The organism is Halorussus salilacus (assembly GCF_024138125.1).
Lineage (GTDB): Archaea > Halobacteriota > Halobacteria > Halobacteriales > Haladaptataceae > Halorussus > Halorussus salilacus.
The window spans coordinates 1,941,933-1,955,826 of record NZ_CP099993.1 but is presented as its reverse complement, the minus strand read 5'-3'; the positions used below and the strand labels follow the sequence as shown (position 1 = coordinate 1,955,826).

Below are 13,894 nucleotides of genomic sequence, written 5' to 3'. Positions count from 1 at the left end.
AACGGGACGCCGTTACTTGCGGTTTTTGGTCACCTGTTCGGCAGGTGGCCGGGACCCGCCACGCCGGTGAGAGGGCTCCCCCGGCGGTAAGCGGAGCGTACCGCCCCCGCCACCGCGGGGCTTATTCGGTCCGACCCACAACGGGGAGACGATGGACGCAGAAATCTCCCCCGAGGAGGTCCGCGAGTTGCTCGAAACGGGGTGCGACGTTCGGGTCGTGGACATCCGCCCCGAGGCGCAGTTCGACCGGGGCCACATCCCCGACAGCGAGAACATCCCCTTCCACGCGCTCGCCGACGAGATAGAGCGCCTCGACGGCGCGGAGCGCGTCGTCACGGTCTGTCCCCACGGCAAATCGAGCGTGCAGGCCGCCCGACTCATCGCCTCCTACGAGGGCGTCCCGGACGACGCCCGGGTCGAGAGCATGGCTGGCGGTCTGAACGAGTGGGACGGCGAGTTCGCACGGTCCGACGGCGGGGACGAAAGCGAGAGCGAGTCGCGGTCCGAGGGACCGGACGCGCCCTTCTAGAAACGCCGAAAGCGTCGCCACTCGCTCTCCCTGAAACGTCGGCGAACCGCGCGAGCGGTCAGGCTACGTTGAAGCCCTTGTCACGCAGGAAATCCTCGACGCGCCCGGTGTGATTGCCCTGGAGCTCGATCTGGTCGTCTTCGACCGTCCCGCCGCACGCGAACTTCGATTTGAGGTCCGACGAGAGGCTGTCCAAATCGACGTCTTTCGGGTCGAATCCTTCGATAATCGTTACCTCTTTCCCGTAACGGCGCTCGTCGATGCGGATGTTGATCTGCTGAGACTCCTTTGCGACGTCTTCACAGACGCAAAGCTCCTCGGGCAGCCCGCACGTCGAGCAGACTTCCGACATTACAGTCTGGGGATTGGTCGTAGGGGTACAAAACAGTATCGCTAGGGCTGCCGAACCGTGAGCCGCGAGCGAGCCAGCGCGTCGGGGCCGACGCTATTTTCCGCGAGGTCACGCGGCGGCGACAAGCGACCCGGGGACTACCCGAGGGGACGGCGTTCCCGAATCAGTTCGTTCACGAGCGCCACCGCCTCGTCGGCGAGGTCGGCGTCGCGCTCGCCCGCGTACCGGACGCGCTCGTGGAGGCGGCCGACCCGCTCGACCCGGTCGTCGAGGTCGCCCATCGCCGCGAGGTACTCCCGGGGGGTCTCGCCCGGGCGTCGCTCGCGGCGTTCCCGACCGAGCGCGTGCTCCAGTCGGTCGAACGCCCGGGAAACGTCGGTCTCGGGGTCCTCGCGGGGTTGCCAGTAGAGCCAGACCGTCCGGCGGACCCGCGCGAGCAGGCCCGTCCGGCGGGCGGCCGCCGCGAGTCCGACCGCGACCAGCGCGGCGAGCGCGGCCCCCTCGCGCGAGGGCGGTTCCATCGGGACGCCGACGCCCTCGTCGTCGGTCGGCCCGCTCGCGGTCGGCGTCGTCCCCGTCGTCGCCGTCGTCGTCCCCGTCGTCGCGCCGTCTTCGGGGTCGAGCAGGTCGTCGCGGTCGGGGGCCGTCCCGCCGCGGTCGCCGGTGTCCGGGTCGGTCGCGGTCGCCGTCGTCTCGCCGTCCGAATCGGTCCCCGACTCGGTCGTCGTCGGGGTCGCGGTCGTCGGGGTTTCGGTCGTCGTCCACGTCCCCTCAGCACTCTCGTCGGTGTCCACGTCGGAGGCGTCGCTCTCGCGGGCACCTTCGAGTTCGGCCGACTCGGCGCGCTCGCGGGGCTCGGCCGGGGTGGGGTCGAACTCGACCCACCCCACGTCCGGGAAGTACACCTCGACCCACGCGTGGGAATCGAGGCCCCGGACGACCCACTCGTCCTCGGCGACCCGCTGGCCGGGGGTGTAGCCGACCGCGTACCGCGCGGGGACGCCCTGCGACCGGAGCATCGCGACCATCGAGGTGGCGTAGTAGGTGCAGTAGCCCTCGTCCATCTCGAAGATGAACTCCTCGGCGACGTCGCCCTCGGGCCGGTCGACCGACAGCGAGTACCCCTTGTTCGACTCCAGCCAGTCCTCGACGGCGACCGCCTTCGCGTGGGGCGTCTCGGCGTCGGCGGTTATCTCGTCGGTGCGCTCGCGGATGCGGTCCTCGGAGGAATCGGGCAGTTGGAGGTAGCGCTGTTCGACCTCGGTGGGATAGTCGGTCCCGGCCGTTTCGAGGTCCTCGGCGTCGGGGTCGGGCGTCCGGCTGACGACCGCGTAGCGCTCGCCGTCCCGGAGCGTGCCCACGGGGTCGAACGACCCCTCCGCGGTGACGCGGGTGTTCGACTCGTCGCCCTCGACGAGTTCGGTCGGCCTGTAGGCCGCGGGCATCGCGTCGAAGGAATCGGTCTCGACCGTGACGGTCTGGGTGACCGTCTCGGTCTCGCCGGGGGGTGACCCCTGCGGGCCGTACTCCTCGACTTCGCCCGTCCGAATCCAGCCGCCGCCGTCGTAGCGGTCGTACGCCCCGACCCGCCAGTAGCGCGACTCGTCGGCCTCGACCCTGAATCGGACCTCGGGCGAGAGCCGAATCGCCCCCACGATGTCGGTCCGGTCGTCGTTGGTGACCGCGCTCGCCTCGACGGTCGGCGTCGACCCGCCGGACCCGCCGGGGAGGACGGGACTCGCCGCGCCGCCCGGGACGACGCTGACCGTCGAGGAGACGACCACCATCGCCACCAGCACGACCGCGACGGTGTCGGCCTGCGCTGGCGTCCCGCCGCGGCGCGCCAGCGTCCCGAACCCGAGGGTCGCCGCGCCAGCGAGCGACCCGACGAGGGTGGCGAAGCTCCCGGCGTCGCCCGTGAGGACGAAGAAGCCGAGCGCGGCCCCGCCAGCGGCGACCGCCAGCGCGTAGCGCCGACGCAGGACGAGGTACCACGGCCCGAACGCCAGTCCGGGCGCGACGCCGAGCGCCCACGCGCCGACCTCGGTCATCCGGAGGACCGACAGGCCGGTCAGGAGCGCGACGTTGTCGGCGACCACCTTGCCGACCGACCCGGCCGCGACGTAGGCGCTGGGCACCGCGAGGTAGTACGCCACCAGACCGACCGCCAGCAGGCCGCCGCCGAGGAGCCCCGCTTGCAACGGCCGGAGGCGGCGGGCCACCAGCGCCCCCGCCAACAGGGTCCCGGCGACCAGCGCTAGCAGGGCGGTCGTCCCGCCCACCACGTCGGTGACGTGGTATAGCACGCCGAGGTAGGTCGCCATCAGCACCGCGGTCGATCCCACCGCGAGCCGGTGGTAGGGGACGCTCGCGTCCCCGAGGTCGAGTGCGCGCCCGACCGACGCGTCGGTCGGGGCGCTCACGCGCGCTCACCCCCGTTTCGACCGGCGGAATCGTCCCCGCCAGCGCGACCTCCCCCGCCAGCGCGACCTCCCCCGCCATCGCGACCGCTCCGACCGGCGGAACCCCGGCCGGGCGGGGCCGTCTCCGCGGAGACGGCCCCGCCCGGCGCGTCGCCGACCAGTCGGTCGAACGTCACGGTCCGGTCGCCGACCGAGACCCGGACCGCGTCGGCGTCGGCCGGTCCCGTCACGACCGCGTCGGCGCGCTCGCGGCGCGAGCCGCCGACGCTCCCCGCCGAGGTCCGGGCGAGCGCCGCGAACAGGTCGGTCCGGTGGTCGGGTCCCGCGCCGGGTTCGACCCGGTCGTCGGGGACGGTCAGCCCGACCGCCAGCCCCGCGTCGAGCAGGAAGGCCGCGACGCTCGCGGCCGCCTCGGCCACGTCGTCGGCCCGGCCGGGGTCGGCCTCCGCGAGGAGTTCGACCCGGCGGCGTCGCTCGTCGGCCTCGAACTCCATCACCACGAGGTCGGCGTCGGCACGCTTGGCGCTCGACTTCCAGTGAACGTCCCGGAGCGGGTCGCCCCGGGCGTACTCCCGCAGCGAGTCGAACCGCTCGCGGCCGCCGAGACCGAACTCGCGGTGGAGCGCCGCGAGCTCCCCGGCGTCGCGGAGCCGACGGACCCTCGGGAAGACCACGACTTCGGACCGGTGGAGGTACCGGTAGCGCGAACGCACGAGGCCGAACACGTCGGTCGCGACCACCTCGACCCGCTCGACCGACCGGACGCCGCGGTCGCGAAGCTCGACCTCGAAGTCTATCGGGTCGGCGGCGACGGTCGTCTCGACCCGGTCTTCGGCGACCCGGAGGCCGTCGTCGGTCCAGATGCGGACCGTCCCGGCCAGCGGCGTCGCCGCGTCGAAGTCGAGCGAGACGGTCGCGGTCTCGCCCGCGAACCCGTAGTCGGGCGTCTCGATGCGGAGGTCGGGCCGGGGGGTGCGCCACAGCTGGACGCCCCCCGCCGCGAGCGCGACCAGCGCCGGGGCGACCACGGCGTTCAGCGAGCGCGCGCCGAACCACGTCGCCATCGCCAGCGCGGCCGCGACGGCGACCGCGAGCGCCCATCCGCGTCGCGTCAGCATCTCACTTCACCGGAACGGTCTCGACCGCCTCGCGGATCAGTTCGGCACCGGTCCGGCCGCCGGTCTCCGCGCCGGTCCGGACCCGGTGGGCCAGCACCGGTTCGGCCTCGACCTGCACGTCGTCGGGGACGACGTAGTCGCGGCCGTCGAGCGCCGCGCGGGCCTGCGCCGCCCGGAGGAGCGCGATGGACCCGCGGGGGCTGACCCCGAGGTCGGCCTCGTCGCGGGTGTAGTTTGCGAGCCGGGTGACGTACTCCCGGACGGGGTCCTCGGCGGTCACGCGCGCGACCGCCTCGCGGGCGCGTCGGACCGCCTCGCCGGTCGCCACGGGGTCGAGGTCCTCGATGGGGTGGCGGCCCGTCACGCGTCGGAGGACCTCCGACTCCTCGTCGGGAGAGGGGTAGCCGAGCGTGAGGCGCTTGGTGAACCGGTCGACCTCGGCGATGGGCAGGTCGTAGGTCCGGTCGGCCTCCACGTCGTTCTGGGTCGCGATGACGACGAACGGCTGGTCGAGTTCGCGGGTCTCGCCGTCGACGGTGACCTGTGCCTCCTCCATGGCTTCGAGCAGGGCCGACTGGGTCTTGGGGGGCGCTCGATTTATCTCGTCGGCCAGCACCACGTTGCCGAACACCGGCCCGGGCCGGAACTCGAACTCGCGGGTGCGCTCGTCGAAGACGTTCACCCCGGTCACGTCGGTCGGGAGGAGGTCGGGGGTGAACTGGACCCGGCTGAACTCACAATCGATGGAGCGAGCCAGCGACCGGGCGAGCATGGTCTTGCCGACGCCCGGCACGTCGTCGAGCAGGAGGTGCCCGCGAGCGAGGATGGTGGTCACGATGTGCTCGGTCACGTCGTGGTGGCCCACGATGACCCGTTCGACGTTCTCCACGACGCTGGCGGCGAGCGCCGCCGTCTCGTCTATCGAGAGGGGCTCGGGCGACTCGTCGGTCGGCCGCGGTTTCGGGTTCTGATTGGCTTCCGTCATGGGTTGCTGTGTCGGCGCGGGAGGGCGAGAAAGTCGGCGGCCGTCTGGGCCGCCGAGCGCGTGCGCCTGTTGGCACTACCTTACTCCCCCACCTTTGAAACTTTTGTCCCGAGCGGGGGGTTCGCTCTGGGCTTCGGCGTGGAGCGAACCGCGAAGCCGTCGGTTCTCGGGTCTCCCGAGAGCCGACGACCGGACAAGGAGCTACTGTTCCCCACTGCGTCCAACCGTTTCCTACTGTTTTGTACTGGTAGTACTGTTTTGTACTGGTAGTACTGTTTTGTACTGGTAGTACTGTTTTGTACTGGTAGTACTGCTTTGTACTGTATTATACTGGCTTGTACTAGCCGCATCGCTCTCGGCGGATCGTTCGATAGGAAAGCCCGCGCGTCGCGTCTATCGCTCCGCGCCGGTCACCACTCCTTGCAGTCGGCACAGACCAGCCCGCCGTCCTTCTGGCCGTCGGCACGCCACCGTCGCTCGACCGACGCGCCGCAGTTGGCGCACTCGCCGCCCTCGGGCGACCACGCGAAGGTCGAGCTCGCGGGTTCGACCGATTCGGCGGCCGAGGCCGCCGAATCGGTCGCCGCGTGGTCCGCTGTGGAATCGGTCTCCGCGTGGTCCGCTGTGGAATCGTCCCCCGAAACGCCCGTCTCGGGGTCGCCGGTCTCGTCGTCCCGCTCCCCGGAGGCGAAGGCGTCGAGCGATGCGTCCTCTGTCACGGCCGAGTCTACGGAGCCCCCCGTGGTAAGCGTAGCGGAGGCGTCCCGGGCGGACAGCGGCGTCCGGGCGGCGCTCGGGAGCGGCGTCTCCGCACGGAGGCGACGCGACGGGCGAATCGCGGTGGGTTCGCGAGCCCGCGCGACCGGTCAGGGGTCGAGACGGCCCCCTCGGCGGCGAACGCACACCTCTCGCCATCTTGAGAGGGGACAGAATTATAGGCATCATTCTCGGAGGATAGTTCAATGTACACGTCATCGGACCGCGAGGAGCGACACTCGGTCGAAATCCCGACGCTCCTGCTCGCCTCGCTCGCGCTCGCGCTCGGCGCGGTCGCGGGCCTCAGGCTCATGACCGACGCCTACTCGCCGCCGGTGTGGATGCTGGTCGAGTACGGCCTCACGCTCGCGCTCCCCGCGACGCTGATGTACGGTGCCTACTGGCTGGCGACGGAGGATTTCACCACCGAGGAGCTCTGGCGCACCCTCTGGTGGACGGTCGGCGGCATCGTCTCGCTCACGAGCATCGCTGGGTTCGTTCTCCTGCACAAACACTTCGAGGGGACCGCGATAGTCGAGCCGATCTTCCTCGTCGCGGTGCTGTCGCTCATCGGCGGCGTGGGCGGATTCGCGACCGCGGTCGCGCAACTCCACACGACGCGCGTGGTCGACTCCTCGCTGGAATCGGAGTCTGCCGATAGCGCTGGGACCACGGAGCCCGCGGATAGCTCCCGGTCCAGGAAGTCCGACCGCGAGCGACCCGCAGGTCGCTCGCGGTCCGACGACGACTTCGGGGGACCGGAACTCCTCCGGTCGCGCACCAGCGAACGGAGCCTCACCCGCCAGTGGGCGACCCTCGAAGCGGTCGCGGCGTGCGGCGACTGTTCGCTCGACGAGCTCGCGACCATGCTGGCACAGGACCCGCGAAACTCGTTTCCGAGCGACCCCGAGCGCACGACGCTCCAACTCTATCACCGGTATCTCCCGGCGCTGGCCGAGACCGGACTCATCGAGTTCGACACCGCGACGAAGTTCGTCCGGTACGCGGGCCCGGCGACGCTCACGGGGTAGGGTCGAGCGACGCGGTCGCTCGCGGATGGCAGAAAACAAGTACCCCCAACGCGCACTCTCGGACATGGTGAGTATCATCCAGAACGTCGTCGACATGGTCGGCTACTTCAGCGAGGTGGCGCTGAGCAGTCCGCTGTCGGCGCTGTTGATGCTGTTCGGGTTCCTGTTCGTCGCCGGGTCGTCGCTCGTGATGGCCTACCTCGCGGCTGGCGCGGCGGTCGACTACGTCACTCCCGAGTCGCTCGGTCGCAGGCCGCCCCAGCAAGGCTGATCGCTTCTCTCGGGTCGGGGCCGAGCGGCGACCCCGCCACGAAGCTATCGGCGAACTCTAGCACCGCGGCTATCCTGTCGGCGACCGTCTCGACCGTTCCGGCGATGCAGAACGCGTCTATCATCTCGGGCGTGACCGCCTCGAACGCCGCCGAGAACTCGCCCGACTCGATGGCGTCGCCGATGGCCTCGGCGCGCTCGCGGTCGATGCCGTGTCTCTCCAGCACCGGCGGGGCCGCCCCGCCGACGATGAACGCGACCGGGGGTCGGGCGGCCTCGCGGGCCGCCTCCGCCTCGTCGGCGACGCTGACGCTGGCGAACGCCGCGAAGTCGAACGCCCCTCGCTCGTCGGGGCGCTCGGCGAGGCCCGTCTCGACCTGCGTCTCGGCCCACTCGAAGTCCTTCGGGTGGGCGGCGTTGACCAGCACGCCGTCGGCGTGCTTGGCGGCCATCCGGATCATGTGCGGGCCCTGCGCGCCGACGTAGACGGGGATGGGGCTTTCGGAGTCCGAGGTCGGGGCGTCCGAGGACGCCCCGACCTCGTAGTTCAGGCCCGCGTCCGTCGCTCGGAAGGTGCCGTCGTGGTCGACGCGCTCGCCCGCCCAGAGCCGCTGGGAGACCTTCATCGCCTCCAGCACGCGCCGGAGGGGTCGGTCGCGGTCGTAGCCCAGATTGGCGAGCGTCGAGCGGTCGCCCGCGCCGAGGCCGCAGACCGCCCGGCCCCCGCTGGCCTCGTCGAGAGTGGCGACCCGCGAGGCCAGCGTCGCGGGGTGGGTCTCGTAGGGGTTGGCGACGCCCGGCCCGACCCGGACCTCGTCGGTGGCGGCCGCGATGCGGTCGAGCGCGATGAAGGGGTCGCGGTTGTTGTAGTGACAGCTCGCGAACACGGTGTCGAAGCCCTCCTGCTCCGCCGTGGTCCCCAGCTCGACCAGTTCCTCGACCGGGTGTTCGGGGGTTATCTCAATCCCGCGCAAACTCCCACCCCCTGAGGGCCTGCCGGACGAAGTCGCCCTCCACGTCGCGAAAGAGGTTCTCGCTCCCCTCGTGGTCGCCAAAGTCCCAGTCCCGGACCACCGCGACCGGGAGGCCGTCGTCGCCCTCGCCGGTCACGAGGTTCGCTGTCGAGGCGAGTTCGTCGACCACCGACTCGACCGTGACTTCGAGTTCGTGGCCGTCGCGGTCGCGCTCGCCGCGCCAGTCCCGCGAGGCCGGGATGCCCGCCCACCCGAGCGCGACCCCGCGCTGGCCGTGCCGGAAGGGCCGCCCGCAGGTGTCGCTGACGACCACCGCCGAGTCCGTCGAGAGCGCCGACCGGATTCGGTCGGCGCTCTCGCTCGGGCGTTCGGGCAGGAGCAGGAGGTCGTGGTCGCCGTCGCCGACGTTCGACCGGTCGATGCCCGCGTTGACGCCGACGTGGCCGAACCGAGTGGCGGTGAGCAGGAACGGGGCCTCCATGATGATCTCGGTGCTCTCCTCCAGCACCGCCTGCGCGAATCGGGGGTCCTTCTGCTCGCCCGAGAGGTCTTCGAGTCGGGCCGCGATCTCCCTCGCGCGGGGACTCGGCGGGAAGTCGTCGAGGTCGGCGAGTCGACCCTCGGCCTTCGAGACGACGGTACTCGCGACGACCACCACGTCGTCGTCGCGGAGGTCGGCCCGCTGCTCGACCAGCGCCGCGAGGTCGTCGCCCGGCCGGACTTCGGGGAGTCCCGGAACCGCGAACACGTCCATGTCGGGTCGTTGGCGCGTCGCGGATAAAAACCCGTCCGAAACGGGCAAGGCCTACTCGGCAACGGCAACTCTCGGCCGGTGAGCGCTCGCACGCGAGCGCTCACCGGCCGGTCGCGTTCGAACGTCGAGTCCGAGCGTCGCGTTCGAACGCTGGCCCGCGGTTCAGTCGCTCTCTTCGTCTTCGGGGTACTCCTCTCCGGCCTCGTCGTACACCCACCCGACGCACTCGGGCCGAATCTCGTCGTAGGCGTCGCAGTCGAGTCCCGAGAGGACCTCCTCGGCCGACTCGTAGTACTGGCTCGCGCAGTCGTTCGGATTGAGACAGAACCCGGCGACCGCGGTGTCCTCGCCGCCTGCGTCGGCGTCGCGGTGGAGGACGCCCACGATGGCCTCGCCCTCGTCGGTCTGGTAGCACGCGTACACCTCCGCGGCGAACGCGAGGTCGTCGCGCTCGGTCGCCTGCTCCTCGTCGCTCTTGTCGAGCAGTCGGCACTCGTAGCCGTCGTCGGTCGAGACGACGACGTGGTCGCCGTCGGTGCCGGTGCAGACCTGCGTGCACCCGATGAACTGGGTGCTGGAGGCGCTCGCCGACCCGGCGAACGCACCCGCGCCGACCACGGCCGCGCCGGTCAGCTTCAGCACGTCGCGCCGGTCGATACTGAACGTGTCGTCGTCCGAACTCCTTCGTGTCATGGCTGTATCCGGCCCGGAAGACGGCGGGTTCGCGCTTTGTTATTGGGCCGTCAACGACCGGAAACGACCTGATAGGCAGGGATTATCGTCGGGGAGCTGAGGCGTCTCGGTCCCCGTCAGACGCGGGTCGAGAGGTCCGGCGCGCCTCTGGGGGTCGCGCGAGCGCGACCCCCAGAGGCGCGGGGCCTCCCACGGACGGTGTACTCCCGCCACGGACGGTGTACTTTTCCCGGATGCCGTGGTGGTGCCGACGGGGAAGAACTGTGGTAACAACACGCAGAGAGAAAATAGCGATACTGCTGGTCGTCGTCGTGGCCGCGTCGGGGGTCGCGGGGGCGATGGGCGCACAGGCGACCGCAGACGAGTCTGCGGTCGCCACCGCGGCACAGGGCGGAGCCACCGCGCACGACGCCGGGGGAGCGACCGCACAGGGAGGCGAGCAAGCCGCCGAGTCGGCGTGCGCCGCCGAGCCGCCGTCAGACGGCTCGGACCCCGACGAGGACGCTATCGGGTGGGAGGACGGCTACTGGTACGACGAGTCGCTCGACGTGAACGAGAGCGGCGGGCTGAGCGACGACGAACTGGAGGCGGTCGTCGCCCGGACGACCGCCAGGGTCGAGGCGGTCAGGTGCATCGAGTTCGAGGGGTCGGTGCCGGTGTCGGTCATCAGCCGCGACGAACTCCGCGAACGCCAGTTCTTCGGCGAGGTCACGCCCGAACTCCGGACCTTCGACAACGCGAAGTTCGAGGCGATGTTCCTCGTGGGCGAGGGCACCGACGCCATCGAGGTCCAGAACCAGAACGCCGGGGGGAGCGTCCTCGGCTTCTACAGCCCCGAGGCCGACGAGATAGTCGTCGTGGCCGAGAGCGCCGACGACCTCCGAATCGGCGAACTGACGCTCGCACACGAACTCGTCCACGCGTGGCAGGACCGGACGCACAATCTCTCGGGCGACCACCTCAGCCCGCGCCTGCGCGACGACGCCAACGCCCGGAACGGACTGGTCGAGGGCGACGCGAGCTACACCGAATCGCTCTACGAGCAACGCTGCAGCGAGGAGTGGGAGTGTCTCGACGCGCCCGCCGGACCCTCGGGCGACCTCGCCAACATGGGGGTGTACTTCCTCAACTTCCAGCCGTACAGCGACGGCCCGCGGTTCGTGCAGTTCGTCCGTAACGTCGGGGGCTGGGACGCGGTCGACGCCCTCTACGAGGACCCGCCCGAGTCGACCGAGCAGGTCATCCACCCCGAGAAGTACGGGACCGACTCGCCGACGAACGTCAGCCTCGACGACGCGGCCACCGACGAGTGGACGCGCGTGAACCCGCGGGACCGGCCCGGCTACGCCGAACTGGGCGAGTCGGCGCTGATGTCGATGTTCGTCTACCCCTACTACGACAGTCAGGGCCGGACCGAGATCGTCCCGACCGTCGACTGGCTCAACTTCAACGAGACGGGCGAAGTCGGCGATTTCGACCCGCTGAGCTACCAGTCGAACTACTCGACCGGCTGGGACGGCGACCGGCTCCACGCCTACCGGAACGACGACGACGAACTCGGGTACGTCTGGCGGCTGGCGTGGGACTCCCCGCAGGACGCCCGGCAGTTCGTCGAGGGCTACCGGCAGGTCCTCGACTACTGGGGAGCCGAGGAGGTCGGGCCGAACACCTACCGCGTCCCGGGCGGCGAGTTCGCCGACGCGTTCCACGTCGAAGTCGAGGGGACGACGGTGACCATCACCAACGCGCCGACCGTCGAAGAGCTGTCGGAGGTCCGGACCGACGTGGATGTCTCGGCGGCCGAAGCCGAGCCGAACGAGACCGCGGGAGACGACGCCGGGACGGCGACCGAGACGGCGACCGAAACGGACGACGCGGCGGATTCTGCGACCATCGAAGTCGAAGCGAACGAGACCGCCACGAACGAGACAACCGCGAGCGAGGCCGTCGGGCAGGAACTCGCGGCGTCGTAGCCCGACCGACGCGACCGCGGGGACCGCGGTCGCGTCGAGCCGAGTCGAGTCGTCCCGCAATTTCAAGCCGGTCGCGACCCACGAGTCGAGCATGGACGAGACCCACGTCGTCACCTGCTTCCTCCGGAACCGCGGGGAGGTCCTGCTGCTGAAGCGCTCGGAGGCGGTCGGCTCCTACTCGGGGCTGTGGGGCGGGGTCGCGGGCCACGCCGAGGGTGCTCCCGACGAAGCGGCCCGCGAGGAGGTCGCCGAGGAGACGGGCCTGCTGTCGGCCTGCGAACTCGCCCGGAAGGGCGTCGCCTTCGAGTTCACCGACAGCGAGGCGGGGACCGCCTCGAAAAGCCGGGAATCGCCCGGCGACGAGGACCTCGGGGTGCGGTGGGTCGTCTCCCCCTACCTCTTCGACTGCGAGGACAGAAACGTCGAGACGAACCGGGAGACGACCGAGTTCGAGTGGGTCCACCCGACCGAGATGCTCCGGCGCGAGACGGTCCCGAACCTCTGGGCCGCCTACTCGCGGGTCGCGCCCACCATCGAGGCGGTCGCAGAGGATTCGGACCACGGCTCGGCGTACGTCTCGGTGCGCGCGCTCGAAGTCCTGCGCGACCGGGCCGGGAGCTTCGCGGTCCGAGAGACCGGCGACTGGTCGGCGCTCGCCGCAATCGCCGAGCGACTCCTCGACGCCCGACCGAGCATGGCGGCCGTCGGAAACCGCGTGAACCGCGCGATGGCCGATTCCAGCGATGAGCAGACTCCCGCGGCGGTCGAGCGGGCGGCCCGCGAGGGAATCGAGCGAGCGTTTCGCGCCGACGAGGAAGCCGCTGAAAACGCCGCCGACGAGATTCGGGACGCCACGGTCCTCACTCTCTCGCGGTCGGGCACCGTCCTCAACGCGCTCGATTCAGCGAGCCGGGTCTTCGTCGCCGAGTCGCGCCCGGCGCGGGAGGGCGTGGGAGTCGCCGAGGAACTCGCGAGCCTCGAAAACGGCCCGGACGCGACCCTCCACACCGACGCCGCGGTGGCCCACGTACTGGCGACCGAGGACGTGGACGCCGTGGTGGTGGGTGCCGACGCGGTACTGCCCGACGGCCGCGTCGTGAACAAGACCGGCACCCGCGGGGCCGCGCTCGCGGCCCCGCGGGAGGGGGTCGCGGTCTACGCCGTGGCGGCCACGGACAAGGTCCGGACCGACGACGCGGTGCATCTGGAGGAAGGCGATTCGGGGGAGGTGTACGAGGGTGAAGCGGACGTGTCGGTGCTGAGCCCGACCTTCGACGTGACGCCCAGCGAGTGCGTTTCGGGCGTGATTACCGAGCGCGGGGTGCTGGACGCGGAGGGGATTTCGGCGGTGGTGGCGGAGCTAAAGGAGTTGTCGGAGTGGTGTAGATAGCTCTGCTCCCGCTTTGGGACTATTACAAATATCCGATATCTTATCCTTCGACAGGTAGTTCTAAGAGCTGTGTTCCACCACCAGTAGGGGCCATCCCAGTTCGCGATTTCCCAGAATGACCAACTGCTCTGTAAGTGAACTTTCCAAGGCTAATTTGTCCTTTTGCCCATCGAATGACCAATCCCATTATTAGTCGGTAGATTAGGTCAAATATTCCAAATGAGACTTGCCACCCATAAGCACTAATCTCGACGAATAATTGGGAAACCCACTCGAAATGTGTTTCAATATAATCCGGGATATCATCGATAGATACACAAGCAGAAATCTTTTCGAGATGGACGTAGAGTGGTTTTAGACGGTTATACCAGTCTTCATAAAGTAATACCCTTATCGGGGAATTCTCTTTGTCATAGATGACTCGGATGCACTTCGAGTCATCAGGGACAAAATCGCCGTGAGAGACCATAGACTCCGCTTTGGCGGCGAGTGTAAAAAGAGTAAGGACTACTCAGAAAGCCCCCGAGGTCACACTCGCTTCGCTCGCGTGACCGCGACCGGGCGGCCCCTTTCGGTCCTCCCGAAACCGCACCGCGACCGCGGGCCACACCCTCCCCAACCGATTGCGGTCCTCGACTGCTCGCTC

At 69.8% G+C, this 13,894-nt stretch carries 14 protein-coding genes; 5 read left to right on the top strand and 9 right to left on the bottom strand.

Going from position 1 to position 13,894, the window contains the following annotated elements; all coding sequences use genetic code 11:
* The first annotated feature begins 151 nt into the window (after window positions 1-151).
* On the top strand, window positions 152-529 hold the full coding sequence (locus NGM10_RS10065) for a rhodanese-like domain-containing protein (RefSeq protein ID WP_253478104.1): 378 nt from the start codon (window positions 152-154) through the stop codon (window positions 527-529).
* Between the two features lie 58 nt (window positions 530-587).
* On the opposite strand, the gene yciH is transcribed toward NGM10_RS10065, so the two are convergent.
* The 5 genes from yciH to NGM10_RS10040 form a co-directional block, all read right to left on the bottom strand.
* Entirely contained in the window at window positions 588-881 is a 294-nt protein-coding gene (gene yciH, locus NGM10_RS10060; RefSeq protein ID WP_253478101.1) for a stress response translation initiation inhibitor YciH, read from the bottom strand.
* A gap of 137 nt (window positions 882-1,018) precedes the next feature.
* Window positions 1,019-3,304, bottom strand: coding sequence for a transglutaminase TgpA family protein (locus NGM10_RS10055; RefSeq protein ID WP_253478099.1), 2,286 nt, complete (start codon window positions 3,302-3,304; stop codon window positions 1,019-1,021).
* Window positions 3,301-4,422, bottom strand: a complete 1,122-nt coding sequence (locus tag NGM10_RS10050; protein WP_253478097.1) for a DUF58 domain-containing protein — start codon at window positions 4,420-4,422, stop codon at window positions 3,301-3,303. The genes NGM10_RS10055 and NGM10_RS10050 overlap by 4 nt, the downstream gene beginning before the upstream one ends.
* 1 nt (window position 4,423) lies before the next feature.
* A complete protein-coding gene (locus tag NGM10_RS10045) occupies window positions 4,424-5,407 on the bottom strand; it encodes an AAA family ATPase (RefSeq protein ID WP_253478095.1) in 984 nt (327 codons plus the stop codon).
* 410 nt (window positions 5,408-5,817) lie between these two features.
* Window positions 5,818-6,126, bottom strand: a complete 309-nt coding sequence (locus tag NGM10_RS10040; RefSeq protein WP_253478093.1) for a DUF7573 domain-containing protein — start codon at window positions 6,124-6,126, stop codon at window positions 5,818-5,820.
* A gap of 243 nt (window positions 6,127-6,369) precedes the next feature.
* Here NGM10_RS10040 and NGM10_RS10035 point away from each other — a divergent pair, with 243 nt between their 5' ends.
* Entirely contained in the window at window positions 6,370-7,194 is an 825-nt protein-coding gene (locus NGM10_RS10035; RefSeq protein WP_253478091.1) for a hypothetical protein, read from the top strand.
* A 25-nt stretch (window positions 7,195-7,219) separates the two neighbouring features.
* Window positions 7,220-7,465, top strand: coding sequence for a DUF8024 family protein (locus tag NGM10_RS10030; RefSeq protein WP_253478088.1), 246 nt, complete (start codon window positions 7,220-7,222; stop codon window positions 7,463-7,465).
* Here NGM10_RS10030 and NGM10_RS10025 read toward each other — a convergent pair.
* The 3 genes from NGM10_RS10025 to NGM10_RS10015 all read right to left on the bottom strand — a co-directional run bounded on the left by NGM10_RS10025 (window position 7,422) and on the right by NGM10_RS10015 (window position 9,885).
* Window positions 7,422-8,438: a 5,10-methylenetetrahydromethanopterin reductase gene (locus NGM10_RS10025; RefSeq protein WP_253478086.1), complete on the bottom strand. Its 1,017-nt coding sequence runs from the start codon at window positions 8,436-8,438 to the stop codon at window positions 7,422-7,424. The genes NGM10_RS10030 and NGM10_RS10025 overlap by 44 nt on opposite strands.
* On the bottom strand, window positions 8,425-9,192 hold the full coding sequence (locus tag NGM10_RS10020; RefSeq protein ID WP_253478082.1) for a coenzyme F420-0:L-glutamate ligase: 768 nt from the start codon (window positions 9,190-9,192) through the stop codon (window positions 8,425-8,427). Before NGM10_RS10020 ends, NGM10_RS10025 begins: the two co-directional genes overlap by 14 nt.
* A 162-nt stretch (window positions 9,193-9,354) precedes the next feature.
* Window positions 9,355-9,885: a twin-arginine translocation signal domain-containing protein gene (locus NGM10_RS10015; RefSeq protein ID WP_253478078.1), complete on the bottom strand. Its 531-nt coding sequence runs from the start codon at window positions 9,883-9,885 to the stop codon at window positions 9,355-9,357.
* 263 nt (window positions 9,886-10,148) lie between these two features.
* Here NGM10_RS10015 and NGM10_RS10010 point away from each other — a divergent pair, with 263 nt between their 5' ends.
* Both NGM10_RS10010 and NGM10_RS10005 read left to right on the top strand, forming a co-directional pair.
* A complete protein-coding gene (locus NGM10_RS10010) occupies window positions 10,149-11,858 on the top strand; it encodes an Hvo_1808 family surface protein (protein WP_253478075.1) in 1,710 nt (569 codons plus the stop codon).
* 91 nt (window positions 11,859-11,949) lie between these two features.
* Window positions 11,950-13,248 carry an eIF2B alpha/beta/delta subunit family protein gene (locus tag NGM10_RS10005; RefSeq protein ID WP_253478072.1) on the top strand — a complete coding sequence of 433 codons (1,299 nt, stop codon included), beginning with the start codon at window positions 11,950-11,952 and terminating at the stop codon, window positions 13,246-13,248.
* 40 nt (window positions 13,249-13,288) lie between these two features.
* Here NGM10_RS10005 and NGM10_RS10000 read toward each other — a convergent pair whose 3' ends face one another.
* The gene (locus tag NGM10_RS10000; protein ID WP_253478068.1) at window positions 13,289-13,717 is read right to left on the bottom strand and encodes a hypothetical protein; all 429 of its coding nucleotides are present in this window, start codon (window positions 13,715-13,717) and stop codon (window positions 13,289-13,291) included.
* Between the last annotated feature and the right edge of the window lie 177 nt (window positions 13,718-13,894).

What these genes read in the sequence shown, in the direction of transcription:
- NGM10_RS10065 (WP_253478104.1), top strand. Translation starts at nt 152, where the DNA reads ATGGACGCAGAAATCTCCCCCGAGGAGGTCCGCGAGTTGCTCGAAACG.
- yciH (WP_253478101.1), bottom strand. Translation starts at nt 881, where the DNA reads ATGTCGGAAGTCTGCTCGACGTGCGGGCTGCCCGAGGAGCTTTGCGTC.
- NGM10_RS10050 (WP_253478097.1), bottom strand. Translation starts at nt 4,422, where the DNA reads ATGCTGACGCGACGCGGATGGGCGCTCGCGGTCGCCGTCGCGGCCGCG.
- NGM10_RS10045 (WP_253478095.1), bottom strand. Translation starts at nt 5,407, where the DNA reads ATGACGGAAGCCAATCAGAACCCGAAACCGCGGCCGACCGACGAGTCG.
- NGM10_RS10035 (WP_253478091.1), top strand. Translation starts at nt 6,370, where the DNA reads ATGTACACGTCATCGGACCGCGAGGAGCGACACTCGGTCGAAATCCCG.
- NGM10_RS10030 (WP_253478088.1), top strand. Translation starts at nt 7,220, where the DNA reads ATGGCAGAAAACAAGTACCCCCAACGCGCACTCTCGGACATGGTGAGT.
- NGM10_RS10020 (WP_253478082.1), bottom strand. Translation starts at nt 9,192, where the DNA reads ATGGACGTGTTCGCGGTTCCGGGACTCCCCGAAGTCCGGCCGGGCGAC.
- NGM10_RS10015 (WP_253478078.1), bottom strand. Translation starts at nt 9,885, where the DNA reads ATGACACGAAGGAGTTCGGACGACGACACGTTCAGTATCGACCGGCGC.
- NGM10_RS10005 (WP_253478072.1), top strand. Translation starts at nt 11,950, where the DNA reads ATGGACGAGACCCACGTCGTCACCTGCTTCCTCCGGAACCGCGGGGAG.
- NGM10_RS10000 (WP_253478068.1), bottom strand. Translation starts at nt 13,717, where the DNA reads ATGGTCTCTCACGGCGATTTTGTCCCTGATGACTCGAAGTGCATCCGA.